The 25,975-nt window shown below is 63.5% G+C and carries 24 protein-coding genes and 1 pseudogene; 11 read left to right on the plus strand and 14 right to left on the minus strand.

Annotation, left to right across the window (positions count from 1 at the left end; all coding sequences use genetic code 11):
- Nucleotides 1–71: 71 nt before the first annotated feature.
- The 6 genes from WHT83_RS15555 to WHT83_RS15580 form a co-directional block, all read right to left on the minus strand.
- A complete protein-coding gene (locus tag WHT83_RS15555) occupies nucleotides 72–863 on the minus strand; it encodes a molybdopterin-binding protein (protein ID WP_406871690.1) in 792 nt (263 codons plus the stop codon).
- Between the two features lies 1 nt (nucleotide 864).
- On the minus strand, nucleotides 865–1,752 hold the full coding sequence (locus tag WHT83_RS15560; RefSeq protein ID WP_406871691.1) for a cytochrome b/b6 domain-containing protein: 888 nt from the start codon (nucleotides 1,750–1,752) through the stop codon (nucleotides 865–867).
- A gap of 118 nt (nucleotides 1,753–1,870) precedes the next feature.
- A complete protein-coding gene (locus WHT83_RS15565) occupies nucleotides 1,871–2,527 on the minus strand; it encodes a DUF1345 domain-containing protein (RefSeq protein ID WP_406871692.1) in 657 nt (218 codons plus the stop codon).
- Nucleotides 2,524–2,994 carry a YaiI/YqxD family protein gene (locus WHT83_RS15570; RefSeq protein WP_108608246.1) on the minus strand — a complete coding sequence of 157 codons (471 nt, stop codon included), beginning with the start codon at nucleotides 2,992–2,994 and terminating at the stop codon, nucleotides 2,524–2,526. Before WHT83_RS15570 ends, WHT83_RS15565 begins: the two co-directional genes overlap by 4 nt.
- Before the next feature lie 24 nt (nucleotides 2,995–3,018).
- Complete coding sequence (locus tag WHT83_RS15575) at nucleotides 3,019–3,483, minus strand: GNAT family N-acetyltransferase (protein ID WP_108608245.1); 465 nt, start codon at nucleotides 3,481–3,483, stop codon at nucleotides 3,019–3,021.
- Nucleotides 3,483–4,610 carry an S-(hydroxymethyl)glutathione dehydrogenase/class III alcohol dehydrogenase gene (locus WHT83_RS15580; RefSeq protein ID WP_406871693.1) on the minus strand — a complete coding sequence of 376 codons (1,128 nt, stop codon included), beginning with the start codon at nucleotides 4,608–4,610 and terminating at the stop codon, nucleotides 3,483–3,485. Before WHT83_RS15580 ends, WHT83_RS15575 begins: the two co-directional genes overlap by 1 nt.
- Before the next feature lie 221 nt (nucleotides 4,611–4,831).
- Here WHT83_RS15580 and dnaE point away from each other — a divergent pair, with 221 nt between their 5' ends.
- From dnaE to WHT83_RS15605, 5 genes are all read left to right on the plus strand, one after another.
- Nucleotides 4,832–8,362 carry a DNA polymerase III subunit alpha gene (gene dnaE, locus WHT83_RS15585; protein ID WP_406871694.1) on the plus strand — a complete coding sequence of 1,177 codons (3,531 nt, stop codon included), beginning with the start codon at nucleotides 4,832–4,834 and terminating at the stop codon, nucleotides 8,360–8,362.
- Between the two features lie 182 nt (nucleotides 8,363–8,544).
- On the plus strand, nucleotides 8,545–9,555 hold the full coding sequence (locus WHT83_RS15590) for a methyltransferase (protein WP_406871695.1): 1,011 nt from the start codon (nucleotides 8,545–8,547) through the stop codon (nucleotides 9,553–9,555).
- A 104-nt stretch (nucleotides 9,556–9,659) separates the two neighbouring features.
- On the plus strand, nucleotides 9,660–10,613 hold the full coding sequence (locus WHT83_RS15595) for a glycine betaine ABC transporter substrate-binding protein (RefSeq protein WP_406871696.1): 954 nt from the start codon (nucleotides 9,660–9,662) through the stop codon (nucleotides 10,611–10,613).
- 88 nt (nucleotides 10,614–10,701) lie between these two features.
- The gene (locus tag WHT83_RS15600; protein WP_245439906.1) at nucleotides 10,702–11,328 is read left to right on the plus strand and encodes a L,D-transpeptidase; all 627 of its coding nucleotides are present in this window, start codon (nucleotides 10,702–10,704) and stop codon (nucleotides 11,326–11,328) included.
- 39 nt (nucleotides 11,329–11,367) lie between these two features.
- Nucleotides 11,368–11,676 (plus strand): hypothetical protein, encoded by a 309-nt coding sequence (locus WHT83_RS15605; protein WP_406871697.1) that lies wholly within the window; start codon nucleotides 11,368–11,370, stop codon nucleotides 11,674–11,676.
- Nucleotides 11,677–11,711: 35 nt separating this feature from the next.
- Here WHT83_RS15605 and WHT83_RS15610 read toward each other — a convergent pair whose 3' ends face one another.
- The gene (locus WHT83_RS15610; protein WP_406871698.1) at nucleotides 11,712–13,040 is read right to left on the minus strand and encodes a DNA polymerase IV; all 1,329 of its coding nucleotides are present in this window, start codon (nucleotides 13,038–13,040) and stop codon (nucleotides 11,712–11,714) included.
- Nucleotides 13,041–13,106: 66 nt separating this feature from the next.
- Here WHT83_RS15610 and WHT83_RS15615 point away from each other — a divergent pair.
- Nucleotides 13,107–13,672 (plus strand): annotated as a pseudogene (locus WHT83_RS15615) (N-acetyltransferase family protein).
- Between the two features lie 5 nt (nucleotides 13,673–13,677).
- On the opposite strand, the gene WHT83_RS15620 reads toward WHT83_RS15615, so the two are convergent.
- Both WHT83_RS15620 and WHT83_RS15625 read right to left on the minus strand, forming a co-directional pair.
- Entirely contained in the window at nucleotides 13,678–14,223 is a 546-nt protein-coding gene (locus WHT83_RS15620) for a DUF924 family protein (RefSeq protein ID WP_406871699.1), read from the minus strand.
- A gap of 2 nt (nucleotides 14,224–14,225) precedes the next feature.
- The gene (locus WHT83_RS15625; RefSeq protein WP_406871700.1) at nucleotides 14,226–16,082 is read right to left on the minus strand and encodes a monovalent cation:proton antiporter-2 (CPA2) family protein; all 1,857 of its coding nucleotides are present in this window, start codon (nucleotides 16,080–16,082) and stop codon (nucleotides 14,226–14,228) included.
- 258 nt (nucleotides 16,083–16,340) lie between these two features.
- Here WHT83_RS15625 and WHT83_RS15630 point away from each other — a divergent pair, with 258 nt between their 5' ends.
- Nucleotides 16,341–16,610, plus strand: a complete 270-nt coding sequence (locus tag WHT83_RS15630) for a hypothetical protein (RefSeq protein ID WP_108608235.1) — start codon at nucleotides 16,341–16,343, stop codon at nucleotides 16,608–16,610.
- Nucleotides 16,611–16,676: 66 nt separating this feature from the next.
- On the opposite strand, the gene WHT83_RS15635 is transcribed toward WHT83_RS15630, so the two are convergent.
- The 4 genes from WHT83_RS15635 to WHT83_RS15650 form a co-directional block, all read right to left on the minus strand.
- Complete coding sequence (locus tag WHT83_RS15635) at nucleotides 16,677–17,228, minus strand: hypothetical protein (protein WP_406871701.1); 552 nt, start codon at nucleotides 17,226–17,228, stop codon at nucleotides 16,677–16,679.
- Nucleotides 17,229–17,300: 72 nt separating this feature from the next.
- Entirely contained in the window at nucleotides 17,301–18,380 is a 1,080-nt protein-coding gene (locus WHT83_RS15640) for a YcjF family protein (RefSeq protein ID WP_406871702.1), read from the minus strand.
- The gene (locus WHT83_RS15645; RefSeq protein WP_406871703.1) at nucleotides 18,377–19,849 is read right to left on the minus strand and encodes a YcjX family protein; all 1,473 of its coding nucleotides are present in this window, start codon (nucleotides 19,847–19,849) and stop codon (nucleotides 18,377–18,379) included. Before WHT83_RS15645 ends, WHT83_RS15640 begins: the two co-directional genes overlap by 4 nt.
- A 67-nt stretch (nucleotides 19,850–19,916) precedes the next feature.
- Nucleotides 19,917–20,420, minus strand: coding sequence for a SixA phosphatase family protein (locus WHT83_RS15650; RefSeq protein WP_406871704.1), 504 nt, complete (start codon nucleotides 20,418–20,420; stop codon nucleotides 19,917–19,919).
- Between the two features lie 242 nt (nucleotides 20,421–20,662).
- Between WHT83_RS15650 and dksA the strand changes: the two genes are divergently transcribed.
- Nucleotides 20,663–21,079: an RNA polymerase-binding protein DksA gene (gene dksA, locus WHT83_RS15655; protein ID WP_055973928.1), complete on the plus strand. Its 417-nt coding sequence runs from the start codon at nucleotides 20,663–20,665 to the stop codon at nucleotides 21,077–21,079.
- Between the two features lie 69 nt (nucleotides 21,080–21,148).
- Here dksA and WHT83_RS15660 read toward each other — a convergent pair whose 3' ends face one another.
- A complete protein-coding gene (locus tag WHT83_RS15660; protein ID WP_318761756.1) occupies nucleotides 21,149–21,874 on the minus strand; it encodes a flagellar biosynthetic protein FliO in 726 nt (241 codons plus the stop codon).
- Nucleotides 21,875–22,083: 209 nt separating this feature from the next.
- Between WHT83_RS15660 and cckA the strand changes: the two genes are divergently transcribed.
- The 3 genes from cckA to WHT83_RS15675 all read left to right on the plus strand — a co-directional run bounded on the left by cckA (nucleotide 22,084) and on the right by WHT83_RS15675 (nucleotide 25,879).
- The gene (gene cckA / locus WHT83_RS15665; RefSeq protein WP_406871705.1) at nucleotides 22,084–24,678 is read left to right on the plus strand and encodes a cell cycle histidine kinase CckA; all 2,595 of its coding nucleotides are present in this window, start codon (nucleotides 22,084–22,086) and stop codon (nucleotides 24,676–24,678) included.
- Nucleotides 24,679–24,778: 100 nt separating this feature from the next.
- Entirely contained in the window at nucleotides 24,779–25,516 is a 738-nt protein-coding gene (gene deoD / locus WHT83_RS15670) for a purine-nucleoside phosphorylase (RefSeq protein WP_406871706.1), read from the plus strand.
- 210 nt (nucleotides 25,517–25,726) lie between these two features.
- Nucleotides 25,727–25,879: a hypothetical protein gene (locus WHT83_RS15675; protein WP_183262411.1), complete on the plus strand. Its 153-nt coding sequence runs from the start codon at nucleotides 25,727–25,729 to the stop codon at nucleotides 25,877–25,879.
- Nucleotides 25,880–25,975: the final 96 nt, after the last annotated feature.

The following is a 25,975-nucleotide window of genomic DNA, read 5'->3' on the forward strand; positions in this document are numbered from 1 at the left end:
GCAAAGTAGATAGTCCAGGCCAATACTTTCGGGTGGCAGTTTCCTATCCGCGGCAATCAACGCCACTGCCTTCAGATGCCGCCGTACCAATCGTAGCCGCGGTCTTCCCAATATCCGCCCTTGCCGAGCCCCATCGAATTGAGGCCGTCGACCAATTCGATTCTGTGCACGTATTTCGGCATCTTGTAGCCGAGCTGGCGTTCGACCCGGACGCGCAGTGGCGCGCCGTTCTCGACCGGCAACGCTTTCCCGTTCATGCCATAGGAGAGAATCGTCTGGGGGTGCCGTGCGTCGACCAGGTCGATCGAGCCGTAATATTTGACCTCGCCCGACAGGCTTCGCTCGATCGTGTCGAGGCAGTGGAAAACGACATAACGTGCTTCAGGCTTCACCACCGCCTGGTCCAGAACCAGCGCCATCGGCACGCCGGTCCATTTGGCGATGCAGCTCCAGCCTTCGACGCAGTCATGCCGGGTGATCTGGGTGCGCGAGGGCATCGCCATCAGTTGCTCCCGCGACAGCGACAGCGGCCTTTCGACGAGCCCGACAACGTCGAGCCGCCAGTCGGCGAACTGATTGGACAGCAGGCCCTTGTAGACATCGTCGTTGGGCGCCGTCACGCCGTTCGGACGCTGCGGCTGGCGAATGTCTGCCTCGGAGAATTCCTGGGCAAGTGAGGCGCGGCCCGCGATCAGCCTTTGCGCGCGATAGGTCAGTCCATTGGCGCCTTCGAGCACATTGCGCACGCCGTTGTCGCGGTCCTGCAGGAAGTCGAAGGCATCGCAGCCGGAAAGCGCTGCCCCCGAAATTCCGAGGGATGCGGCGGTCAGGAAGCGTCGGCGGCTTATCTGAAACTTTGGCATCTCAGGCACTCCCTTTGTCGGAATTGCCGCGCTCGGATCGATCCGTACGGTACCACCCGGTGATGATCGAGCGCAGTTCGTTGATCGGGCCTGCAGCCAGGATCATCAGCATGTGGACAATGAAGAAGCCGACGAGCAGCGCCATCGCAACGAAGTGGATGGTGCGGGCTGTCTGGCGCCCGCCAAGCATGTCGGCGAGGAAAGGAATCGCCGCGTTCATGCTCGGCGACATGGCGAGGCCGGTCAGGATCATCAGCGGCAGCAGCACGAACAGCACGCCGCCATAGGCAAGTTTCTGCAGCGTGTTGTAGTCGCGGCTGTGGTGGAACTTCAGTCTGGCGTGGTCGGCAATGTCTCTGGGCAGGCGACGTATGTCGTCCGCGCGAGGCACAAGATCGCGGCGCAGGTGGCCGCTGAGCGCGCTGGCGACAAGCCAGGCCAGCAGCGTTGCCGACAGGACCCAGGCGAAGAAGAAGTGCACGACGCGGCCGGTCGCGAGGTCCTGTCCGGACGGGATTGTCGCCCATGCCGGAAAGGCGCGGGCGTCCAGATTATCAATGGGGCCTGAAAGGCCAAGGATGCCGGTGGTGTTGAATCGTTTGCCGAGGAGTTCGGTGTAACCTATTGGTCCACTTGAGCTATAGTCGGAGCCAATGACCAGAACGTCGTTGTCGAACTGGAAGCCCGATTGCTTGCCGATGTAGAGCGCAGGATGGGCGTTGAAGATCTGCAGTCCGCTGAGCAGCAGGAAGAACAGCGACAGCGCCCAGACCCAGTGGGTCAGCCGCGTCCAGCGCGTTTGCCGATAGACCAGTTCGCTCTCCGGGCGATTGGACGTCGGCAACGGGTGCCCGTCCGATTGCTGCACGATACGCGACTGGCTTTCCATCTGGCGTGACCTCCAATGGCGCACGCGGCCTTGGGCGGAAGCGCGCTGGTGTTGGTCAAACTACGCGTCCGGTCGGAGATAGGTTTCGGGGCCGCGATGATATTCGCGTGAGCCGGGCTCAGTTGGCCAAGGAGACCACCAGGTTGACCGCCGCGGCGACGATGATGGTGTTGAAGAAGAACGACAGGATCGAATGCAGCATCACGGCGCGGCGCATGTCCGTGGTGGAGATGTCGGTGTCGGCGGTCTGCGCGGTCATGCCGATGACAACGGCGAAGTAGAGAAAGTCCCAGCCGACCGGTCGGTGTGTTTCAGGAAAACCCAATCCACCTATGGGCTTACGTCCATGCGTTGATGCCGTGTCTGACTTGTCGTCACCCTTCCAGAACAGGTGAGCATAGTGCAACGCAGCCATGGCGTGGATGGTGAACCACCCGAAAGGCAGCGAAAGCAGCGAGAAGACCAAGGCAATCGGATTGGTCGCTTCCTTGGCGTTGATCAGCATGAACAGCGAGCCGACCGCCACCGCCACGATGCCGATGGTGACCAGGAAGATGATGCCCACCGGCTCGTCCGCGTCCTGGGCGCGGTGGCTGAGATAGGCGGCATCCAGTGCCGGCATTTGCCGCAGGATCAGCGCGATGTAGGCGACGAAGAAGACGTTTGCGCCGATGGCGAAGGCCAATGGCTGGCCGAACAACAGTGCGCCAGCCAAAGCCGCGACGCCCAGGGCAGCGCTGATCAGGAACACGACATGGCGCTTGAATGGCTTCATGACGGCGGAGCCGCCTTCAGCGCCCGTCGCGCCATCTGGTCCAGGGCTCCAAGGAAACGTGAACGGTCCTGCGGCGCAAAGGATGCGTTGTAGCCCTTGCTCTCGCCGGTCTCGCGCAGATGCTGCTTGAGGTCGCGCATGGCAACCGCCATGCCGATGGTCTCCGGAGTAAAGGGCTTGCCCGTCGGACCCAGCACATGGGCACCCAAGGCTACCGCCCTGGCGGCCAGCGGGATGTCGGCGGTGACGACGATGTCGTTGGCATGGGTATTGTCGACGATCCAGTCGTCTGCAGCATCCGCGCCCTTGGACACCACCACGTTGCGGATCATCGGATCGCGCGACGGCCTGAGGCCGCCATTGGAGACGAAGGTGACGATGAGGTCGAGCCGTTCGGCGACCTTCACCACCTCGTCCTTGACCGGGCAGGCGTCGGCATCGACGTAGATGATAGGCTTGCTGTCCATCGCACCACCTTGCATGCGCAAGGCTCAGGCAGGCAAGGGCCGGAGCATGTCGATATGGGGGATATCATCTTCCAGATATTCCTCCGAGACGGTCTCGAAGCCGAAGGACGCGTAGAACCTCTGGAGGTGGCTCTGCGCCGAAAGCGCGATCGGGCGCCCGGGAAACAGCCGCCCACAGGCGGCGATGGACTCGCGTATCAACATGCCGCCCAATTGCTTGCCGCGATGGTCGGGCGAAACCACGACCCGGCCGATATAGGCCGGGCCGTCGCTGTTGGTGGGGGCGATGATCCGCGTGCTTGCCAGCAATTCCTTGCCGGCAAGCAGCCTGAGGTGCAGTGCCTCGGGGTCCTTGCCGTCCAGTTCGGGAAACGCGCATTTCTGCTCGACGACGAAGACGTCGATGCGCATTTTCAGCATCGCATAGAGGTCGCGCGGAGACAGGTCGTCCAAGCCTCTGACGTCGACCTCGTATGCGACACCGCTCATCAATAAACCACGACGCTGCGGATGCTCTCGCCGGCATGCATCAGGTCAAAACCCTTGTTGATGTCTTCGAGCTTGAGCGTATGCGTGATCATCGGGTCGATCTGGATCTTGCCCTCCATGTACCAGTCGACGATCTTCGGCACGTCGGTGCGGCCGCGCGCGCCGCCGAAGGCGGTGCCCTTCCAGGTCCGGCCGGTGACCAGCTGGAACGGCCGCGTCGCGATCTCCTGGCCGGCACCGGCGACGCCGATGACGATCGATTCGCCCCAGCCGCGATGGCTGGCCTCGAGCGCCTGGCGCATCACCTTGACGTTGCCGGTGCAGTCGAAGGTGTAGTCGGCGCCGCCGATCTGGTCGGCACCGCGCTTGGTCATGTTGACGAGGTAGGGAACGATGTCGCCCTCGACCTCCTTCGGATTGACGAAATGCGTCATGCCGAACTTTTCGCCCCAGGCCTTGCGCTCATTGTTGAGGTCGACGCCGATGATCATGTCGGCACCCGCCAGGCGCAGCCCCTGCAGCACGTTGAGGCCGATGCCGCCGAGGCCAAAGACGATCGCCGTCGAGCCGATCTCGACCTTGGCGGTGTTGATGACGGCACCGATGCCGGTCGTCACGCCGCAGCCGATGTAGCAGATCTTGTCGAAGGGCGCGTCGGGGTTGACCTTGGCCAGCGCGATCTCGGGCAGTACGGTGAAGTTCGAGAACGTCGAGCAGCCCATGTAGTGGAAGATCTTGTCCTTGCCGATCGAAAAGCGCGACGAACCGTCCGGCATTAGGCCCTGTCCCTGCGTCGAGCGGATCGCGGTGCAGAGATTGGTTTTCCGCGACAGGCACGACGGGCACGAGCGGCATTCGGGCGTGTAGAGCGGAATGACGTGGTCGCCCTTCTTGAGCGAGGTCACGCCCTTGCCGACATCGACGACGACACCCGCTCCCTCATGGCCGAGGATCGCCGGGAAGATGCCTTCCGGATCGGCGCCCGACAGCGTGAATTCGTCGGTGTGGCAGATGCCGGTCGCCTTGATCTCGACCAGTACCTCGCCCTCGCGCGGCCCTTCGAGGTCCACCTCCATGATTTCGAGCGGCTTTCCGGCTCCGACGGCGACTGCGGCGCGGGTTTTCATGGCGATGTTCCTTCATGTAATTTCGGGGGCAAAAATCCGGCGGCAGGGTTTCAGGTTTTGGCCGGGCGATCAACCGGGAAGGTGACGCCGAACCGTGCTAAAGCGGCGTTCGGCATCGTCCTCCACAAGGCGTTTCCGGCGTGACCCCATGCGGGATGGACACGATGACGCCCCTGGCCGAACATGCCGGCTGAAATCTTCCTTGCAAGGCAAACGATTCGATGTCGAGTGAACGGCTCCCGCGCGATCCCCTGAAGCGTGAAGCGTTAAAAGCGGAAGCAAAGCCAGAGGCTTCCGCAAGGACGTTCATTCACCTGCGCGTTCATTCCGCCTATTCTCTGCTTGAAGGCGCGTTGCCGCTCGGCAAGGTCGTCGGACATGCCGTGAAGGATGCCGCGCCGGCAATCGCGGTGGCCGACAGCAACAACCTGTTCGGCGCGCTGGAATTCGCCCAGAAGGCGACCAAGGACGGCGTGCAGCCTCTGGTTGGCTGCCAGGTCGACGTCGACTTCGCCGAGACTGCCGATTCCAGCCAGCGCGGACCCGTGTTCAAGCAGGCGCTCGATCTTCTCCCGATCGTACTGATCGCCGCCACCGAGGCAGGTTATGCCAACCTCGTGCGGCTTGTCAGCCGACTCTATCTCGAAACGCCCAATGGCGAACCGGTGCATGCCAAGCTCGACTGGGTCGCCGGGCTGGCGGACGGCATCATCTGTCTGACCGGCGGGCCGCGGGGGCCGATCGGCACGGCGATCAGGAGCGATCACCAGGTCCTCGCCGAAGCCCGGCTTCTGGGCTTACAGGCAATGTTCGGCGACCGGCTTTATGTCGAGCTGGAACGCGTGGCCGGCTACGATCGGGGTGTCGAGGCAGCGACCATCGAGCTGGCCTACCGTCACCGCCTGCCGCTGGTGGCGACAAACGAGGCCTTCTTCCCGACCCGCGCCGACTATGAGGCGCACGACGCGCTGATCGCCATCGCCGAGGGTTCGGTGGTTGCCGAAGACAACAGGCGCAGGCTGACCCCTGACAATTTCCTCAAGTCCCAGAAGGAGATGTCGGAGCTTTTTGCCGATCTGCCCGAAGCGATCGACAATACGGTCGAGATTGCCCGGCGCTGCTCGTATTATCCCAAGAACCGCAATCCGATCCTGCCGCGCTTCACCGGGGGCGACATTGCCGACGCCGACGCCGCCGTTGCAGCCGAAGCGGCCGAACTGACCCGGCAGGCCCATGACGGCCTTGCCATGCGGCTTGAAACGCGCGGCCTGGCCGAGGGCTATACGCCGGAGCAGTACAAGGAACGCCTGGAATACGAGCTCGGCATCATCGAGCGCATGAAATTCCCCGGCTACTTCCTGATCGTTGCGGACTTCATCAAGTGGGCGAAGGTGCAGGGCATTCCGGTCGGCCCGGGCCGCGGCTCGGGCGCGGGCTCGCTCGTCGCCTATGCGCTGACCATCACCGACGTCGATCCGCTGCGTTTTTCGCTGCTGTTCGAGCGCTTCCTCAACCCCGACCGCGTCTCGATGCCCGACTTCGACATCGACTTCTGCCAGGACCGGCGCGAAGAGGTCATCCGCTATGTCCAGGCCAAATACGGCCGCGACCAGGTCGGGCAGATCATCACCTTCGGAACGCTGCAGGCGCGCGCCGTGCTGCGCGACGTTGGCCGGGTGCTGCAGATGCCCTATGGCCAGGTCGACAAGCTGTGCAAGATGGTGCCGCAGAACCCGGCCAACCCGGTGACGCTCGGCCAGGCGATCGAGGGCGAGCCGCGCTTTGCCGAAGAAGCCGAGCGCGAACCGATCGTCCAGACGCTGCTCGACATGGCGCAGAAGCTGGAAGGGCTCTACCGCCACGCCTCGACGCACGCCGCCGGCATCGTCATCGGCGACCGTCCGCTGTCCGAACTGGTGCCGATGTACCGCGACCCGCGTTCGGACATGCCGGTCACCCAGTTCAACATGAAATATGTCGAGCAGGCCGGCCTGGTGAAGTTCGACTTCCTCGGCCTGAAGACGCTGACGGTGTTGCAGAAGGCGCTGCAGTTCATCAGCCGGTGCGGCGTCGACATCGACCTCGCGCTGATCCCGCTCGACGATCCGCTGACCTATGCCATGCTGTCGCGCGGCGAGACGGTCGGCATCTTCCAGGTTGAAAGTGCCGGCATGCGCAAGGCGCTGATCGGCATGAAGCCCGATCGCGTCGAGGACATCATCGCCTTGGTGGCGCTCTATCGCCCGGGCCCGATGGAGAACATCCCGACCTACAACGCACGCAAGCACGGCGACGAGGAGATCGCCTCGATCCATCCGATGATCGACCATCTGGTGAAGGAGACCCAAGGGGTCATCGTCTACCAGGAACAGGTGATGCAGATCGCCCAGGAGCTGTCGGGCTATTCGCTCGGTGAAGCCGACCTTCTGCGCCGCGCCATGGGCAAGAAGATCCGCGCCGAGATGGACAAGCAGCGCGAGCGCTTCGTCACCGGTTCGATGGAAAAGGGCGTCTCCAAGCCCCAGTCCAATGCGATCTTCGATCTGCTTGCCAAGTTCGCCGACTACGGCTTCAACAAGTCGCACGCCGCAGCCTACGCCATTGTTTCCTACCAGACGGCGTATCTGAAGGCGCACTATCCGGTCGAGTTCCTCGCGGCCTCGATGACCTACGATATGTCGAACACGGACAAGCTCAACGACTTCCGCCAGGACGCCATGCGCCTCGGCATCGATGTCGTGCCGCCGTCCGTCATGACCAGTTTCCGCGACTTCGAGGTCGGCGAAAGGAAGATCTTCTACTCGCTCGCCGCCATCAAGGGCGTCGGCGAAGCGGCGGTCCAGCATATCGTTGCCAAGCGGATGGAAAAGCCCTTCGCCAGCCTCGCCGATTTCTGCGAGCGCATCGATCCGAAGACCGTCGGCAAGCGTGTTTTCGAAAGCCTGATCATGGCCGGTGCGTTCGATTGCTTCGGCCACGATCGCGCGGCCTTGATGGCCGGCATTGAGCGCATGATGGGCCTCGCCTCGCTGGCGCACGAAAACGCCACGCTTGGCCAATCGGATATTTTCGGCAGCGCCTTTTCGGGTCAGGCGCCCGTGCTGCACCTGCCGCAGGCCGATGCATGGTTGCCGGCCGACCGTTTGCACCGAGAGTTCCAGGTCGTTGGTTTCTATCTCTCGGCGCATCCGCTCGACGAATACAAATCGGCGCTCGAAAAGATGCGCGTGCAGAACTGGACCGATTTCGCCGCAGCGGTGAAGCGTGGCGCCACAGCTGGCCGGCTTGCCGGCACGGTAACGACCAAGCAGGAGCGCAAGACCAAGACCGGCAACAAGATGGGCGTCGTCCAGTTCTCCGACGTCTCCGGCCAATATGAGTCGGTGCTGTTTTCGGAGGCGCTGGCGCAGTACCGCGACCTGCTCGAACCGGGCAAGTCGGTGGTCATCACCGTTGCCGCCGAAGATCGGCCCGAGGGCGTCAACCTGCGCATCCAGACGGTTCAGTCGCTGGAAGACGAGGCCAGCCGCGTGCAGAAGACATTGCGCATCTTCGTGCGCGACGCAGCACCGCTGAATATGCTCTCCAATCAGCTTACGACCCGCGGCGAAGGCGAGGTCAGCTTCATCGTGCTGAAAGGCGAGGCCCAGGGCGAGATCGAGATCGAACTGCCCAACCGCTACCGCATCACGCCCTCGATCGCATCGGCCATGCGGGCGGTGCCTGGCGTGGTCGAGGTTGAACTGGTCTAGGTCACGGTTTCGCGGTCGCTTGCCTTGGCGTGCAAGATTGCGGCGCGTTGCGGCGAACAATCCCTGCTGGTATTCTAGGCGCCTCTCACCTGCAGTGCATGCCGCTTGCTGGGCTGTGCAAACCAGCCAGAACCGCTTTGAACGATTGCATCGGGGAAGCACCAGGCACTTGAGGCTTCGTCATGGACGAGAAGGCCGCCGCATCACAGCTTATGCAGATGGTGAACGGGTACCAGGTGTCCCAGGCGATCTGCGTTGCGGCAACGCTTGGCATTGCCGATCATCTGGCGTCGGGCGTCCGGTCCAGCGACGACCTGGCCGAAGCCACCTCTGCACATCCACAATCCCTCTACCGGCTTCTGCGCGCGCTGGCCTCCGTTGGCGTGCTGCATGAAGGCGACGCACGCCAGTTTTCCCTCACCAGTCTTGGGGCAGGCCTGCGTTCCGATGTCGAGCATTCCGTCGCGCCTTGGGCGCGCATGGTCGGGCGAGCCTATTATCGCGACGCCTGGAGCGAACTCCTGCACAGCGTGCGCACCGGCGAAAATGCCTTCGCCCATGCCCATGGGACAGGCGTCTGGCAGTATCGCATCGACCATCCCGAGGAATCCCTGATCTTCGACCGGGCGATGTCGTCCTTCGTGCCCGCTGTCGCTGCGGCGGTGCTGGCGGCATATGATTTCAGCAGGTTCGAGGTCGTCATGGATGTCGGCGGCGGGCAGGGCGCGCTGCTTGCCGCCATACTGTTACGCAACCCATTGCAGCGCGGAATCCTGTTCGACCAGCCGCAGGTGGTGGAAGGCGCGAGAGCGGTGCTGCAGACGGCGTCCGTGGCCGAACGCTGCCAGGTGGTCGGCGGCGACTTTTTCCTCGCAGTGCCCGAGGGGGCGGACGCCCATGTGATGAAATGGATACTGCACGACTGGGACGACGAACGCTCGATTGCCATCCTGAAATGCTGCCGCAGGGCGATCCGGCCTGACGGCAAGCTGCTCGTGCTGGACGCGGTGCTGGCGCCGCCAAATGAAGGCGCGCAGGCCAAGTTAGCCGATCTTAACATGCTGGCGGTGCCCGGCGGGCAGGAGCGAACCCGGGACGAGTTCGCAAGTCTCTACGTCGCCTCTGGTTTCCGTTTGACGAATGTCTTCGACGCCGGCCCACGCATCAGCCTCATCGAAGGTGAGCCCGTCTAATATCCCTGTCTAACTTGAAGGTCGTCCGGGGCGAGTAACTTCGCTTGACTTCAACGCCCGATGAATAGAGCCTGCTGCCAGCGGAAACGAGGCTAGCGGTCAAGATGAAGACCCTGTTGCGAGGTGTCTGCGTTACGGCTGTGCTTGTGGGAGGCATTCTCCAGGCACATGCCGCCGATCTCGTCGTGGCAATGCCGAATTGGCCTTCCGGACAGGCGGCTGCGAATATCATCAAGGCAGCGCTGGAGAAATCGCTCGGTCTCGAGGTCGACGTCGCCGAGATGGGGACGTTGATCGCGTTCTCCGGAATGGATGCGGGCACGGTCGATGTCTACCCGGAAGTCTGGCGCCCGAATTTCGATCCCTTGATCCAGAAATACGCCACCGACCGCGGCACCATCCATCTCAGCAGCCACGATGTATCGGCGACGCAGGGTTTGTGCGTCACGCAGAAGACCTATGACGAGCATGGCGTACGCGACGTTGTGGATCTGAAGGACCCTGCCAAGGCCAGGCTCTTCGATACCGACGGCGACGGCAAGGGCGAGATGTGGATCGGCGCGCGCGGCTGGCTGTCGACCGATGTCGAACGCATCCGTGCCAAGAGCTACGGCTATGCCGAAACCATGACGCTGCTGGAAATGCCAGAAGAAGTCGGCATGTCGGCGGTTGATGCGGCTGTCGCGACCGACAAGCCGATCGTCTTCTATTGCTACAGTCCACACCATGTCTTTCAGCTTCACCAGATCAAGCAACTGAGCGAGCCGGCATTCGATCCAGCGAAATGGAAGGTGGTGTTGCAGGCCGACGATCCGCTCTGGCTGTCGAAGTCGGACGCGCCGGTGGCCTGGATGCCGTCGAGCTTCAGCCTGGCTTATGCTTCCTCGCTGTCCAAGCGCCTGCCTGCGGTGGCCAGGTTCCTCGACAAGGTCGATTTCAACGCCGACGAAGTGACTGCCATGGGCTACGCGCTGGAAGTTGAGCGGCAGGATCCGGCGAAGTTTGCCGAGCAATGGGTGGCGACCCACGAAGAACGCGTCAAGGGATGGCTGCAGTGATGTGCCGGTCGAAACCTAAACAAGGGTGAGGTGCATGGCAGGGATGTCGCGTCTGCGTGGAAGGCTGGGTTGGGTCGCGGCCCTGTTCATGGCTGTGGGGCTCGGAGCGGCATTGGCGCAGGTAGGCCCCACGACGCAGATATTCGACCCGAAGACGCACAAATGGATCAACTACGACCGCAAGAAGGCGCGGCAGTATTACGCCGCCCACGGACAGGTGCCTGACGCGTTTCGCCGCCAGATCGTGACGTTCCGCACGGCGGAGAAGCCGGGAACGATCATCATAGATGGCAACCAGCACTTCCTCTATCTCGTGCTGCCCGGTCTCAAGGCAGTGCGCTACGGCATCGGTGTCGGCCGCGACGGCTTTGGCTGGGCCGGCATCGTGCGCGTTGGCCGCACCGCCGAATGGCCAACCTGGACGCCGCCGGCCGAGATGGTGGCGCGCGATCCAAACGCCGCCAAGTTTGCCGGCGGCATGCCGGGCGGTCCCGACAATCCGCTCGGCGCGCGTGCGCTCTACCTCTACCAGGGCGACCAGGACACCATCTACCGCATCCATGGAACGCCGGAACCGTGGACGATCGGCCTCGACGTGTCGTCTGGTTGTATCCGCATGAACAATGACGACATTGTCGACCTGCATGCGCAGGTGCGGGTGGGCGCCAAGGTCGTGGTGCTGATGCAAGGGGCTGCGCTCTACAAGGGGGTGTGATCCCTCTCAACGACCAGACGCATGGAACGAGGGGACGAAATGCGAACGATCCATCTTGCCGCCACTGCCTTGCTGACCGGACTTGCTGCTGCCGGTTGCAGTTCCACCGCGCCAGAACCGCAGGACATGGCGCGAACCACCGTGCAGACAGCACCCGCCGACCTGCAACTCACCTGCGCCAGTGCTGCCGCAACCTCGGCTGGCGTCGACGCCGACAAGGTGTTGCCGGTCGGCTCGTCGCAACTGGACGCGACCAGGTACCAGGTCGAACTCAATGCGTCCGGCGAGCGCTATACCTGCGTCGTCGACAATATGGGCACGGTGACGTCGGTGCAGAAGGCGGCCTGAAAGGCGCTTCAGACGCCAATGGCGCACTGCGGAAGCTAGTCGTCCAGTGGTTCCGGCGGGCGGGTGTTACGGCCCTTGCCGAAGGTGTAGCCGGTCTCGACCGCTTGCCTACCGAACTTGCCGCGCAACACGTCGATGGCACCTTCCGCCAGTGCGCGCTTGCGTGACTGGACATCGACCAGATCCGGCGGATCGGCCCGCTCGTCGTCCGACAGGTCGCTGACGCCGATGCCGAGAAGGCGGTACTTGGTGCCGTCGGTTTCCCTGGCCAGCAATTGCATGCCGGTCTGGAAGATGCGGTCGGCGAGCCTTGTCGGATCGGCAAGCTGCCGGTTGCGCGTCCTGAGCTTGAAATCCTGCGTCTTGAGCTTCAGCACCACCGTCCGGCCCGCGATACCTGCCTTTTTCAGCCGCGCCGACACCTTCTCCGACAGGGCGCGCAGCACCGGCACGAGGTCGGCCGGCGTCGCGAGATCGGTGTCGAAGGTCGTCTCCGCCGAGACGCTCTTGGCTTCGTGATCGGGCGACACCTGCCGGTCGTCCTGGCCACGCGACAGATGGTAGAGCCGGCTGCCCATCGTGCCGTAGCGCCGCATCAAGTCGCCACGATCCATGCGCTGGAGTTGGCCGATGCTGCGGATGCCATCGCGTTCGAGCGTCGCGGCAAAGGCCTTGCCTACGCCCCAGATCATCGTCACCGGCTGTTGCGCGAGGAAACCCAGGGCCTCTGCCTCGCCGATGACCGCAAAGCCGCGCGGCTTGCGGAAGTCGGAGGCGATCTTGGCCAGGAACTTGCAGTAGGACAGCCCGGCCGAGACGGTGATGCCGATTTCCTTTTCCACGGCCGCTGCGAATCGAGCGAGGACCAGAGCGGGGGGAAGCCCGTGCAGTCGCTCGGTGCCGTCGAGATCGAGAAACGCCTCGTCGATCGAGATCGGCTCGACCAGCGGCGTCAGTGCCTGCATCATCGCCCGCACCTCGCGGCCGACGCGGACGTATTTCTCCATGTCGGGCTTGACCACCACCGCCTCGGGACAGGCCTCCAGCGCCTTGAACATCGGCATCGCCGAGCGCACCCCATGGATGCGGGCGATGTAGCATGCGGTCGAAACCACCCCGCGCTTTCCGCCGCCGATGATGACGGGCTTGTCCTTCAGGTCGGGGTTGTCGCGTTTTTCCACCGCCGCATAGAAGGCGTCGCAGTCGATATGGGCGAGATGCAGCTCGTAGAGCTCCGCATGGCGCAACAGGCGAGGGCTGCCGCAGGCATGGCAGCGCGGGCCCGCGCCGCGCTGAAGGGCAAGGCAGTCGCGGCAGAAACCGTGGCTGGGATCGTTGACAGGCATTGCCTTCACTGCGAACATAAAGAGAACGAACGCGATTTTATGCCAGCCGCAGTGCCGCGACAAGGCTGTGCGACGGAGCTATCCATGTCTGATGCCATCTTGCCGCTGACGCCCGATCTGTGGCCGCAATTCGAAGACCTGTTCGGCAAGCAGGGCGCTTGCTACGGCTGCTGGTGCACCTATTTCAGGCTGCCGCCGGCGGCACGGCGGCAAAGCAGTCGCGAACGCAACAAGGATCACATCAAGGCGCGCATCGAGGGCCGGGCGTGCTTGCCTTCGATGCCGGCCAGGCAGTTGGCTGGATGCAGATCGGCCCGCGCGCCGATGTGCCCGAATTCAACAATGCCGGCAGGGGATCCGCGCCGCTGGATCCCGATGATGCCGGCGACCCACGTGTCTGGGCGATCTCGTGCTTCTTCATCCGCAACAATGCGCGCGGCCAGGGACTGACTCACCAACTGGTCGACGCCGGCATCGATTTTGCGCGCCAGTCGGGTGCGCGGCTGCTGGAGGCGTGCCCGATGGACCAGTCGAAGGATTCGCGCTCGGTCGGTCTTTTTGTCGGCTCGACGCGGGTATTCGAGAAAGCCGGGTTTTCGCGAGCGGCCGAGCGCAAGCCCGGCCGACCCCTTATGCGCCTGGAGCTCTGAGCCGCTCAGCCGGAAAAGCCGCCGCTTTCGAGGAACGCCAGTTCCTGCTCGCTCGATTCACGCCCGAGGATGGAGTTGCGGTGCGGGAAGCGGCCGAAACGAGCGACGATGTCGCGATGGCCGATGGCGTGCTTCAGGTAGTCGCCACCAAGGGCGGTCGACCGTTCAAGCGGGATGTCGTGGTCGGCCAACGTCTCGGAATGTGAGAACGGCAGGTAGAAGAACACCCGGATCGGCCCTTCTGTGGCGAGGTCGTGGCCGTCGGCCACCGCCTTGCGCGCGAAATGGCGGGCGAGCGGATCGGTGGCATACATATGGCCGCTGCCGCGGAAACAGTTGCGCGGAAACTGGTCGAGCAGGATCATCAGCGCCAGTGCGCCTTCGGGGTCGCTCGCCCAGTGATCGCATTGGCGCTTGGCCGCGGCCATGTGCAGGTCGCCGAAACGGCTGCGGAACCGGTCGTCGAACATCTCGTCCTTGCGGAACCAGCCTTCGGGGCCGGCCTCGCGCCAATAGGCGACGACTTCGGTTGCGCGCTGCCTGTCCACCATGATCAATTCCTTTCCGTTTGTTCGGTCGTCTTCCTGGCGATGACGCTCGCCGCTTCCTCGTTGAGTGCCTTGGCGGCGCGGCGCGGTGGCGTCAGCGGCGTCGGCACCGGACCGGGAATGTTGCCCTGCAGATAGTTGCGGCCGGACTGGATGTCACCTGCGAACTGCATTTCCAGTCGCGCCGCATCGCGACGGCGCACTTCTTCGATCACCTCGGCGACTTCGTCGGGATCCTCGCCGAGCTTTTCGAGCGTGGAGCCGCCGAAAAGCAGCGCCGATTCGAATGTCTCGCGCAGCTGGAAATCGACGCCGGCGCGAATGAGTTCGATCGCGGTGCCCCGATCATAAGCCCGTGCCAGCACCGGTATCAGCGGGAATTCGGCCCTGAGATGCCCGGCGATGCGGACTGCGACATCCGCCTTGTCGACACAGATCAACACCGCACGTGCACGTCCGGCACCGGCAGCATGCAGGATGTCGAGCCTCGTGCCGTCACCGTAATAGACCTTGAAGCCGAAGTCCGCCGCCGCCTGGATCATCTCGACGTCGTTGTCGATGATCGAGACATCGACACCGCGCAGCAGAAGCGGCTGGCTGGCGATCTGGCCGAAGCGTCCGAAGCCGATGACCAGCACCGTGCCGCTCAACTCGGCAGCCACGTCGACATCTTCGAGCGACTGTTCGTCCTGTGGCGTGAAACGGCGCAGCACCATGATCGCCAGGGGCGTCAGCACCATGGAGATGATGATGATGGCGGTGAGGATAGCGTTGGACTCGCCGTCGATGATGCCTACGGCGAGTGCCGACGAATAGAGCACGAAAGCGAACTCGCCGCCTTGCGCCATGATCACCGCGCGCTCCAGCGCCTCGCGATGCCCCGAGCGCAGGCAGCGCGCCACGACGTAGATGCCAATGCCTTTCGCCAGCATGTAGACGACGACGTAGAAGGCGATCATCTGCCAGTTGGCTGCGACCACCAGGAGGTCGAGCGACATGCCGACGGCGATGAAGAACATGCCGAGCAGGATGCCGCGGAAGGGCTCGACGTCGGCCTCGAGCTGGTGGCGGAAGGTCGATTCGGAAAGCAGCACGCCTGCGAGGAAGGCACCCATCGCCATGGAGAGCCCGCCAAGCTGCATGGCGAGCGCCGAGCCGAGCACCACCAGCAGCGCGGCGGCGGTCATCACCTCGCGGGCGCGCAGATCGGCAAGGATGCGGAACAGCGGATTGAGCAGATATCGGCCGGCGATCACCAGGCCGGTGATCGAGGCGATGCCGATGCCGATCTCGCTCAGCCGGCCGGCCCAGCCTGTGTCGATCTCATTGCCCGAAACGGGCGCAAGGAAGGCAACGAGCGCCAGCAGCGGAACGATGGCGAGGTCCTCCAGCAGCAGGATCGACACCATTCGCTGGCCCTTGGGAGTCGACATTTCGCCGCGCTCTTCGAGCAATTGCATGACGATCGCCGTGGAGGTCAGAACGAAGCCGGCGCCCGCTACAAAGGATTGCGCAACGGAAAATCCTGTCGCCAGTCCGATGGAGGTCAAAAGCAACGCGCAAAGTCCGACCTGGAATGCCCCGAGGCCGAAGATCTCTCGCCGCAGGCCCCACAGCCGCGACGGCTGCATCTCGAGCCCGATGATGAAAAGAAACATCACCACGCCGAGTTCGGCGACATGCAGGATGGTTTCTGCCTCGGAGAACACGCCGATGCCGAACGGGCCGATGATGACGCCGGCACTGAGATAGCCGAGTATCGAGCCAAGGCCGAGGCGCTTGAATATCGGAACGGCCACGACGCCCGCAGCCAGCAACGCCACAACCGGAATCAGGTCGACGCCCGTAGTCTCTGCCGCCATGCGCTCTGTCGATCCTTTGTTTGCGGCTGCCGGCCGCTTGAGGGGAAGCTCAAGATAGGTGGTTCGCACGCCGCCGAACAGCCCGCCTGGCGGATCGAAATTTGCTGCAGAGATTTGCAGGCGGGCAGGGTGCGCGCGCTGGCCTCACAACCTGTCATTGCGTGTGACATGGCTTGACGCTAAGGCGGGTCCGGTTTCGACCAGCGGGTGGTTGAATTGCCGCCGGCATTTCCTGCCGGTTACGAGGAGAGGACTGACATGAACAAGATTCTGTTTGCCGTGATTGGTGTTGCTGCGCTTGGCCTTTCGGCCTGCTCGAAGGCGGCGCCGGAGTGCACCGCCGAAGTCATGGCCAAGAAGAGCCAGGAAGTGGGAACGGCGCTTCAGGAAGCGGTGACCAAGGATCCGGCCAAGGCTGCCGAACTGTCGGCCAAGGTGCAGGAAGTTGCGTCCAAGTACACTGGCGCCACCACTTCGGAAGAGGCCTGCAAGGCGTATGACGAACTGCTGACTGTCATCAAGGGCTGATTCTCGCGGCGAGAATCAGAAAGGCGGCGCCGATGGCGCCGCCCTTTTTTGTTTGGGGCAGGGGAATCAGTTCTTGGCGATGGCGCCGACCGCGGTCTCGTCGACGCGCGACAGCTTCATGCCGATCACCGGCACCAGTTGCTTGTCGACACGCACCGAAACCGTGACATGCATCGAGTTCTCGTCAGGCACGCGGGCCTGCATCACGCCGTTGAGCTGGTTGCGGTTGAGCGACAGCACGACTTTTCTGCCATCGACGACGTTGCCGGAAACGATGTCCAGGCCCTTGCCCGCGGAGCCGTCGAGGAAGGTTCCGCGATAACTGCGTCCCTTCTGTTCGATGGTTGCCGACATCTTCTGGGTAAACACGCCGACGCGGCAGCCGCCGTCGAGCGACATCCCGACTTTCCCGTCCGGCGTCGAACCGGTGAAGCTGCAGGTGAACTTGGTGCCCTTGTATTTGCCGGCGACGATTTCGCCGGGTCCGACCCATTCGCCCTCGACCGATTTGAAGAATTTCTTGTCGCGTTCGGGTGCCTTGGCGGGTTCGGCATGTGCGATGCCTGAGAGCGAAACCGCCATGGCGGGCAAAACGGCGGACAAGAACAAGCGCTTCATGGGCACACCCGACAGCAGGAAACTGGAACGACTAGCTGCCGGGACCATGGCGAAAAATGGTTAATGCTTCGTCTATTTGGCCTTGTCGGCACCCTTGTCCTTGGTTGCGAATGTGGTGAGTGCGGCAAGGAAATCGCCCATGCCGGGTCGCTTGACCGCAGCAAAGGGCAGGGGGCGCGCCGTCTCCATTGCGGCAATGCCGATGCGCGCGGTCATCATGCCGTTGACGATGCCTTCGCCGAGCTTTGCCGACAGCTTGGCGGCAAGTCCGTGGCCCACAAGCTGCTGGACGAAACTGTCGCCGACGGCGATCGAGCCGGTAACGGCCAGATGGGCAAGTGCTGCGCGCGCCAGCCTGAAGAAGCCGAGCGTGCCCGGGCGGCCGCCGTACAGTTCAGCCAGCCGGCGGATCAGCCGGCCGGCCTCGAACACCACATAGGCGATGTCGACCAGCGCGCGTGGGCTGACGGCCGTAACAAGCGACACGCGCTTGGCCGCATCCAGGATGAGGATCTTTGCCTGTGCGTCGAGCGGCGTCAGGATTTCGGTCTCGGCAAGGCCCACCAGATCGCGGCCGTCGATCACTTCGCCGCGCAGATCCGCCAGGGCACGCCTGCCCGCCGCCGTTTCGGGCTTGGATGCCAGCAGGCTCGACAATTCGTCGACGACGCCGCGCGCTGCGCCGGGGTCATTGCGTTCGATGGCATCAGTCGCGCGGTTGCGCAGGCGCTCAACCGAGGCGAGCCGGAAAACCGACAAAAGCTCGCGAACGACTATGACGAGCAGCGCAACCGCGGCAATTGCGGCTGCACCTACCGCCAGCCAGCCGAGCCAGTCGGCCCTGGAAAACAGGTCGCGGATCAGCCTGTCGGTCCACAATCCGATGCCGAGCGAGACCAGGATGCCCGCCGCCGCGAGAAAGATTGCGCCGATGCGTGATTGGCGCCTGGGTGCAGTGGCAGGCGGCGGTTCGGCCACGGCAATGTCGGCCTCGTCAAAGACGTCGAATTCGGCCGGCGTGACGATGACCGACTCCTTGGCCAGCGCACGAGGTTTGCGCTCGGCGGCCTGCGGCGTCCTGGCCCCAGCGCTGTCCCGTGCATCCGCTTCGGGCTCGATGCGGAACGCGGCAGGCTTGCGAGGCGTGCTCATGCGAGGTGGTCTCCGATCAGGAACTGCAAGGCGCGGTCGAGCCGGATATGCGGCAGCGACAGCGTCACGCCTTCGGCGGTCCGTTCCAGCCTGGGCGGGCGGAAACGCACGAAGCGGATCGTCGGGTCGTTCGCGTCCTGGCGATGATTGGTGCCGAAATCCTGAAACACGACGTCTGCCCTCTCCGGCAAGTCACCGGGAAATATAGCAGTTTCCGTGTTGCCGTCGAAACGCTCCTTGCCGATCGCCTCGCCCTCGATGGGTGTTCCAATGATGACGGGCAGCGTCTCGCGGCCTTGCTTGACCGTGCCTTCGCGCGTGGCGCGCACCGCAGCCAATGCCAGGACGTCGACTTCGGCACCTGAAAGGTTCGCCCGCGCCACGGCGCGATCGGTCAGCCGCCGCACGATCGATTGCAGCCGGTCGTGGCTCTCATGGTGCAGATGGTCAGCCTTGGTCGCAGCGACCAGGATGCGGTCGATGCGCCGTGAAAACAGGTCGGTCAAGAGGTTGCCGCGGCCGGGGCGAAAGCAGGCAAGGATTTCGGTCACCGCGCGCTCCAGGTCGGCGATAGCGCCAGGGCCGGCGTTCAGGGCCTGCATGGCATCGATCAGCACGATCTGCCTGTCGAGCCGGGCGATATGCTCGCGGAAGAAGGGCTTCACCACATGCGTCTTGTACGCCTCGTAGCGCCGCTCCATCATCGCATGCAGCGAGCCGGGGCGCGCCCGCTGGGCAAGGCCGGGCAGCGGCGCAAAGGTCAGCGCCGGCGAGCCCTCGAGGTCGCCCGGCATCAGGAAGCGCCCGGGCGGCAGCGTCGACAGCGCGCGCTCGTCGTCCTTGCATGCCTTGAGGTAGGCGGAAAACGTCTCGGCGAGCCTCCGGGCCGTCATCTCGTCGGCGTCGGCTTCGGGCTTCACGGTTGCCGCAAGCGCGCGCCAGGCTTCCGACAGGTCGGCCCTGACAGGCAGTCGGGCGAGCTCGAATGCCTCGCGGGAAAAATCGTCGTAACTCTTGCCGAGCAGCGGCAGGTCGAGCAGCCATTCGCCGGGATAGTCGACAAGGTCGACGGACAGTTTTCCAGCTGAAAACATCCGGTTCCAGCCGGAAGCTGACTCGAATTCTATGGTCAGCCTGAGCTCGGAGATAGCGCGGGTGGAATCCGGCCAGATGCGCTGGTCGACGAGGGCCGCGACATGATCCTCGTACTGGAAGCGCGGCACCGCGTCGTCGGGCTGCTGCTCGAGGAAAGCGCGCGAGATGCGCCCCGATTTCTGCGCCTCGAACAGTGGCAAGCGGCCACCATGGATCAGGTTGTGCACGAAAGCGGTGATGAACACCGTCTTGCCGGCGCGGGAAAGTCCGGTGACGCCAAGCCGCAAGGACGGCGAAAACAGCCCCGTTGCGCGGCCGGAAAGCGTGTCCAGCGCGATACGCGCCTCGTCGGTAAAGGTGGTCAGTGACGCCAATCGTCATCCCCCATGCGATAGCGCCGGATATAGGTGCCACCTCCGGGATTTGAAATGGCGTCCGGCTTCAAAGATCGGCGGGCGTCAGGAAGACTTCGAGGTAGCCTCGGCCCAGTTCGGCGCCGGTCAGCGCGCCTTCGAGCCGGATTACGGCGAGGCCGGAGGTCGGAAATCCGGTGTGCAGCGTATGCAGCGCGGTCTCCTCGCCGTCGCCTGACACGGCGATGGCCAGATCTTCCATCATCGGATTGTGCCCGATGACGAGGATCGAGCCGTGCCGGCCGTTTTCGCGGATCTTGTCGAGATAGCCGGCGGCATCTGCGCTGTAGAGGTCATCGCTGAAGACCACGCGTCCGGTATCGGCATGGCCGGCTAGGCCTTCCAGCGTTTCCCGGGCGCGCCGGGCGTTGGAGCAGAGCGTGAGTTCGGGCACGTAGCCGCAAGCCCGCATCGCTGTTCCGGTGGCTTCGGCGTCGGCGATACCCGTGGCGTCGAGCGGTCGATCGAAATCCCTGACGCCGGGCAGTGCCCAGCCGGCCTTGGCGTGTCTGAGAAGGTAGAGCTTGCTCAAATGTTGCTCCCGGAGCCTCAAGCTCCTGACGAGCCTGCGCCAATTATCCCTTCAGGATGTAGCCAAGCACCGGGCGCCTTGCAACCGGACGATGCCGGTCTGCGTTTCTTGGGGGGAGCGTTGCGCCGTTGCCACGCCGAATCGCCAGTTGCATGTAGGCGCCAACTTTTCGCGGATTACGCTTGTGCGAGGGTTGGCCCGCGAATATATAGGCGCCAAAACGGGGTTGTTGGGTGAGTCGAATGAACGATACCGTTACACTTGGCTACGTGCCCTCCGAAGAGGAGCCGTTCATGAACGAACGGCAGAAGTCTTACTTCAGAGCAAAGTTGGTTGCCTGGAAGAACGACATCCTCCGCGAAGCTCGCGAAACCCTCGAAATACTCCAGCAGGAAAACGCCAACCATCCGGATCTTGCCGATCGTGCATCATCCGAGACGGACCGTGCCATCGAACTCAGGGCGCGCGACCGTCAACGCAAGTTGATCTCCAAGATCGACTCGGCGCTGCAGAGGATTGACGAGGGTACCTACGGCTATTGCGAGGAGACCGGCGAGCCGATCTCGCTGAAGCGACTGGACGCACGTCCGATCGCCACGCTGTCGATCGAAGCGCAGGAGCGCCACGAGCGCCGCGAAAAGGTCTATCGCGACGACTGATCGCGGGATACCAGAACAAGAAAAAAAAGCGGCTTCGGCCGCCTTTTTTCTTGTCTGATGCCGGCCGTGTTATCGTTTGTGGCTGGTCAGCTCGCCGAGCAGCTTCGCCATCTCGTCGTCAAGCGATGGATCGGCGGCCTTTGCCGGCTTGGCCTGCGGTTTGTCGTCAAGCGAGACTTCCAGCTCTTTCATCAGCGTCTCGTCGATTTCTTCGCCGCGCATTGGCGCGACTGCCGGGGCAGGTGACGATCGAACTGGAGGGGCGTAGCCCGCAGGAATGGCGGGCCTCGGCGCCGGACTGGGAGCAGCCGGTGCAGTCGGTGAGAGCGGTAGCCTGGGCGGTGCCTGCTTGACGGGAGCTGGCGGCGTGGGCTGCTGCGGTCTGGCAGCCGGTGCCTGTGCCGGCCGCTGGACAGTTGGTTGCGCTGCTGCTTGGCGGGCCGGTTGGGCAGCTTGCTGTCCGGCTTCGGTGCCGGTCAGCGCCGGGCGGCGCGGTGCGGTCATCCGGATATCTGTTTCGATAACGACATCTGTCGGTCCGCCGATCAGGAGCAGATGTTCGATGTCGTCGCGGCGCACCAGGACAAGCCGCCTCTGGCTGTCGACGGCAGTCGCGTCCATGACGGCAAGGCGCGTCTTCCTGTTCCTGCCGCCGGCAACGAAGGTACCGAAAGTCAGGCTGCGGATCAGCTTGACGATGACCAGCACGATGACAAGCAGCACCAGCGCAGCGAACGTCCACAGCACTGCTGCCGCATATCCGGGTCCCGCCACGCTATCCAGCCATTCGAACATATCTTTTCCCCGTCGCCGCGCCGGGGCGACACTAACGCCTTGCCGCCGCGCCCGGCAAGTTGCCATTCGCGTATTACAGCCACGTTTGAAGCTAAGCGCATGATCTTGCCTCAGGCTTGCACCGCCTTTTTGAGGCTGGGCCTTTTCCCGGTAAGGAGAATGTGATTCAACCGCTTCCGTATGAGGGAGCTGGAGAGACTCGCAGGGGCATGGCCAAGGAAACGCGCAACGACTTTTATCCGGTTCCGATCGTGGATCAGGCAGCGCGCCCCGACGCCATCACGCGGCTGATCATCTTTATCGTCGTGCTGACCGGCGCGGCCATCGTATTCGGTGTGTTCCGCGAACGCTTGGGCGATCCGTTCCTGCTTGGCATGCTTGGCGTGCTTGCGATGATCGGCGTCGGCTATCTCTTCGCCACCGCCATCGGCTTCATCCAGATTTCCCCGCGCTCGCCTGCCGACGGCCTGTCCAAGGCCTTCGTCGATTCGATGTCGCAAGGGCTGGTGGTGACTGACACCAAGGGCCGCGTGGTCTATGCCAACCGCGCCTATGCCGACATGACGGGAGCCACCACCGCATCGGACTTGAAGACGGTCGATGGCCTGTTGTCGGATGTGCCAGAGGCGTCGTCGACCATTTCCGAGTTGGCGTCGGGCCTGCGCGACGGCCAGGCGGGCGACGGCGAATTTCGGCTTGGTCAATCCGTTCGTCCAGGCGCTGCACCGGGCGCGCGCTGGTATCGCGTGCGGGCGCGTGCCTTCAGCATTCCAGGCCAACGCCAGCCGCTGAATGCCTGGCAGCTTGCCGATATTTCGCCGGAGCGGGCGGAGCAGGAACGCTTCTTCCTCGATCTCCAGCAGGCCATCGATCACCTCGACCACGCGCCGGCAGGTTTCTTCTCGGCCGACCAGGATGGCCGCATCACCTATGTCAATGCGACGCTGGCCGACTGGCTCGGCATCGACCTTGCAAGCTTCACGCCCGGCGCCATCAGCCTGGACGAGGTCGTTGCCGGCGACGGCATGGCGCTTGTCCGCTCCGTCAAGGCCGATCCGGGGACGACGCGCAATGCGGTGATCGACCTCGACCTTGCTACGGTGAACGGCGAAGCCCTGCCGGTTCGCTTCATGCATCGCGTCTCGGCGAGCCGAGAGGGCGTCAACGGGCCGACTCGCACCATCGTTCTCAACCGCACCCAGGGCGAGGACTCCTCCGCACAGTTGCGCGCTTCGGAAGTGCGCTTCACCCGCTTCTTCAATTCGACGCCCATGGCCATTGCAGGCGTCGACCAGGCCGGGCGCATCCTGCGCACCAATGCGCCGTTCCTGTCGCTGTTCTCGTCGGTCGTCGACAGGGATGCGGTCGACCGGCGCGTGCGCCTCGACACCGTCATCCACGAGCGCGACCGCGCGGCATTTGCTGCGGCGCTCGAGCGCGCGCATCAGCGCCAGGCCGACATCGCGCCGATCGACACCGTGATGCCCGACAACGAGGAGCGCCACATGCGCTTCTACGTCAACGCTGTCGCCGACGGTTCGGACGCGGAGGGTGCTGAGGAAGCGGCGATCGTCTATGCCGTCGAGACGACCGAGCAGAAGGCGCTCGAGAGCCAGATGGCGCAGAGCCAGAAGATGCAGGCGGTGGGCCAACTCGCCGGCGGTATCGCCCACGACTTCAATAACGTGCTTACCGCCATCATCATGGCGTCGGACCTGCTTTTGACCAATCATCGGCCGTCGGATCCGTCCTTCCCCGACATCATGAACATCAAGCAGAACGCCAACCGCGCAGCCTCTCTGGTCAGGCAGCTTCTTGCATTCTCGCGCAAGCAGACGCTGCGTCCGGAAGTGCTCAACCTTACCGACGTGCTTGCCGACCTGCGCACGCTGCTTGCCCGCCTGGTCGGCAACGGCATCAAGCTCAAGATCGACCATGGCCGCGACCTCTGGCCCATCCGGGCCGACATCGGCCAATTGGAGCAGGTCGTGGTCAATCTCGCGGTTAACGCGCGCGACGCCATGCCTGATGGCGGCGACCTGATGGTACGGACCAAGAATGTTCCGGTCGAAGATTGCAAGGCCTATGGCTACCGCGAACTGGTTCCGGCCGACTACGTGCTGGTCGAGGTCGAGGATACCGGCAGCGGCATCGCGCCCGAGGTGCTGAAGAAGATCTTCGAGCCGTTCTTCACCACCAAGGAGGTCGGCAAGGGCACGGGTCTCGGCTTGTCGATGGTCTATGGCATCATCAAGCAGACCGGCGGCTTCATCTATTGCGACTCCGAGGTCGGCAAGGGGACTGTGTTCCGCATCTTCCTGCCGCGGCACGTGGCCAAGGCGCAGCCGGCGGATGAAGTGAGGCTGGAGGCATCGGTTGCTGCAACGGCCAAGGCACAGGAAGCCGGGGGGGGCAACGTCGCCAAGGACCTGTCCGGCTCGGCCACGGTTCTGCTGGTCGAGGACGAGGATGCGGTGCGCATGGGTGGGGTGAGGGCGCTCACCTCGCGTGGCTACACCGTCCACGAGGCATCGTCGGGCGTCGAGGCTCTCGAGATATTCGACGAACTCAAGGGCCAGATCGACATCGTGGTGTCCGACGTCGTCATGCCCGAGATGGACGGCCCGACGCTGCTCGGCGAGTTGCGCAAGCGCCAGCCCGATATCAAGTTCGTCTTCGTTTCTGGCTATGCCGAGGACGCTTTCGCCAAGAACCTTCCAGCCGATGCGCAGTTCGGATTCCTGCCCAAGCCGTTCTCGCTCAAGCAACTGGCGACGGTCGTCAAAGAGGTGCTCGAGAGCTAGGCACCGCGTATTCAGTTCAGTTCTGCCCGAACTTCTATTAGCTTTCCCGTATGTGGCGATCATGCCATCATGCAGGCAAGCGCGTCGTCGGGGGTGACCAATGCAGACTACGCCGCACAACGAAGCAAGGCGCGGTGACTACGCTGAAACGGTGCTATTGGCCGGCGATCCGCAGCGGTCGGAGTGGATTGCCGCAACTTTCCTAGACGACGTCAGGTGCGTGAACCGGGTGCGCGGCGCCCTCGGCTACACCGGCAGGTTCCGTGGCGTTCCGATAAGCGTCCAGACCACCGGCATCGGTGCCCCATCGATGGCCATCTATGCGCACGAACTTCTGGAGACCTATGGCGCCAGGACTTTGATCCGTGTCGGCACATGCGGCGGTTTGGCCGAGCACGTCAGGCTGCGCAGCCTGGTCATCTCGCAATCGTCGAGCAATGACGGCGCCGTCAACCGGCAGCTGTTCGGCTTCTACAGCTACGCGCCGAGCGCCGACTTCGATCTTTTGCGCCGCGCGGCACAGCGCGCCACCGAGCTGGGTCTGGACCATCATGTCGGCCAGACCGCTTCGAGCGATGTTTTCTACCACCCCGATGTGCTTGGACGCTTTGCCGGGGTCCGCGCCCATGGCGCATTGGCGGTCGATATGGAGACCAGCCTGCTCTACACGGTCGCCGCCCGCTTCCATGCCAAGGCCCTGTCGATCTGCACCGTGGTGGACAGCCTCGTTACCGACGAGCAGACGGACACGTCCGAGCGGCAGGAGCTCTTCACCGACATGGTGCGGCTTGCACTCGACGTTGCTATCCCGGCGGAGCCGGGCACGACCCAGCGGTAGCGCTGCCACCGGCCTGTGGTACCATGGCTCCGGCCTTGTGAGTCGGTCAACTTTCCCGCGTCATCCCGATCTATGAATGGAGCCGCCGGCGCCCTGGCAAGTTCCGCGCAAGCGATGTTCCATACCCTGATGGGGAGTTCTGGTCTGAGTTCATTGCGTGTGTGCAATCGGACGAAGGGACAGCCGATGGAACAGTTTGTCGAGGAAAGCATGAAGAGGCGTCTGACCGAGCCGGTCGACATACTCACCGCAGTCAGCATCCTGAAATCGCACGGCTATTGGGGGGACGAACTGGTCCTAGCGATCACCAGGATATTCTACGTCGATCTTGACACTTACAACGAGGTGGTCGGCGCCGCCTGAAGCAGATCAAGCGGCGGGAAAATAAGTGCCGCGATGTTGCACTGCAGCATGGTGGGCTTGCTATTTCGAGCCAAATGATCCATATGCGGCGTCATA

This window comes from Aminobacter sp. P9b (assembly GCF_045345995.1).
GTDB lineage: Bacteria > Pseudomonadota > Alphaproteobacteria > Rhizobiales > Rhizobiaceae > Aminobacter > Aminobacter niigataensis.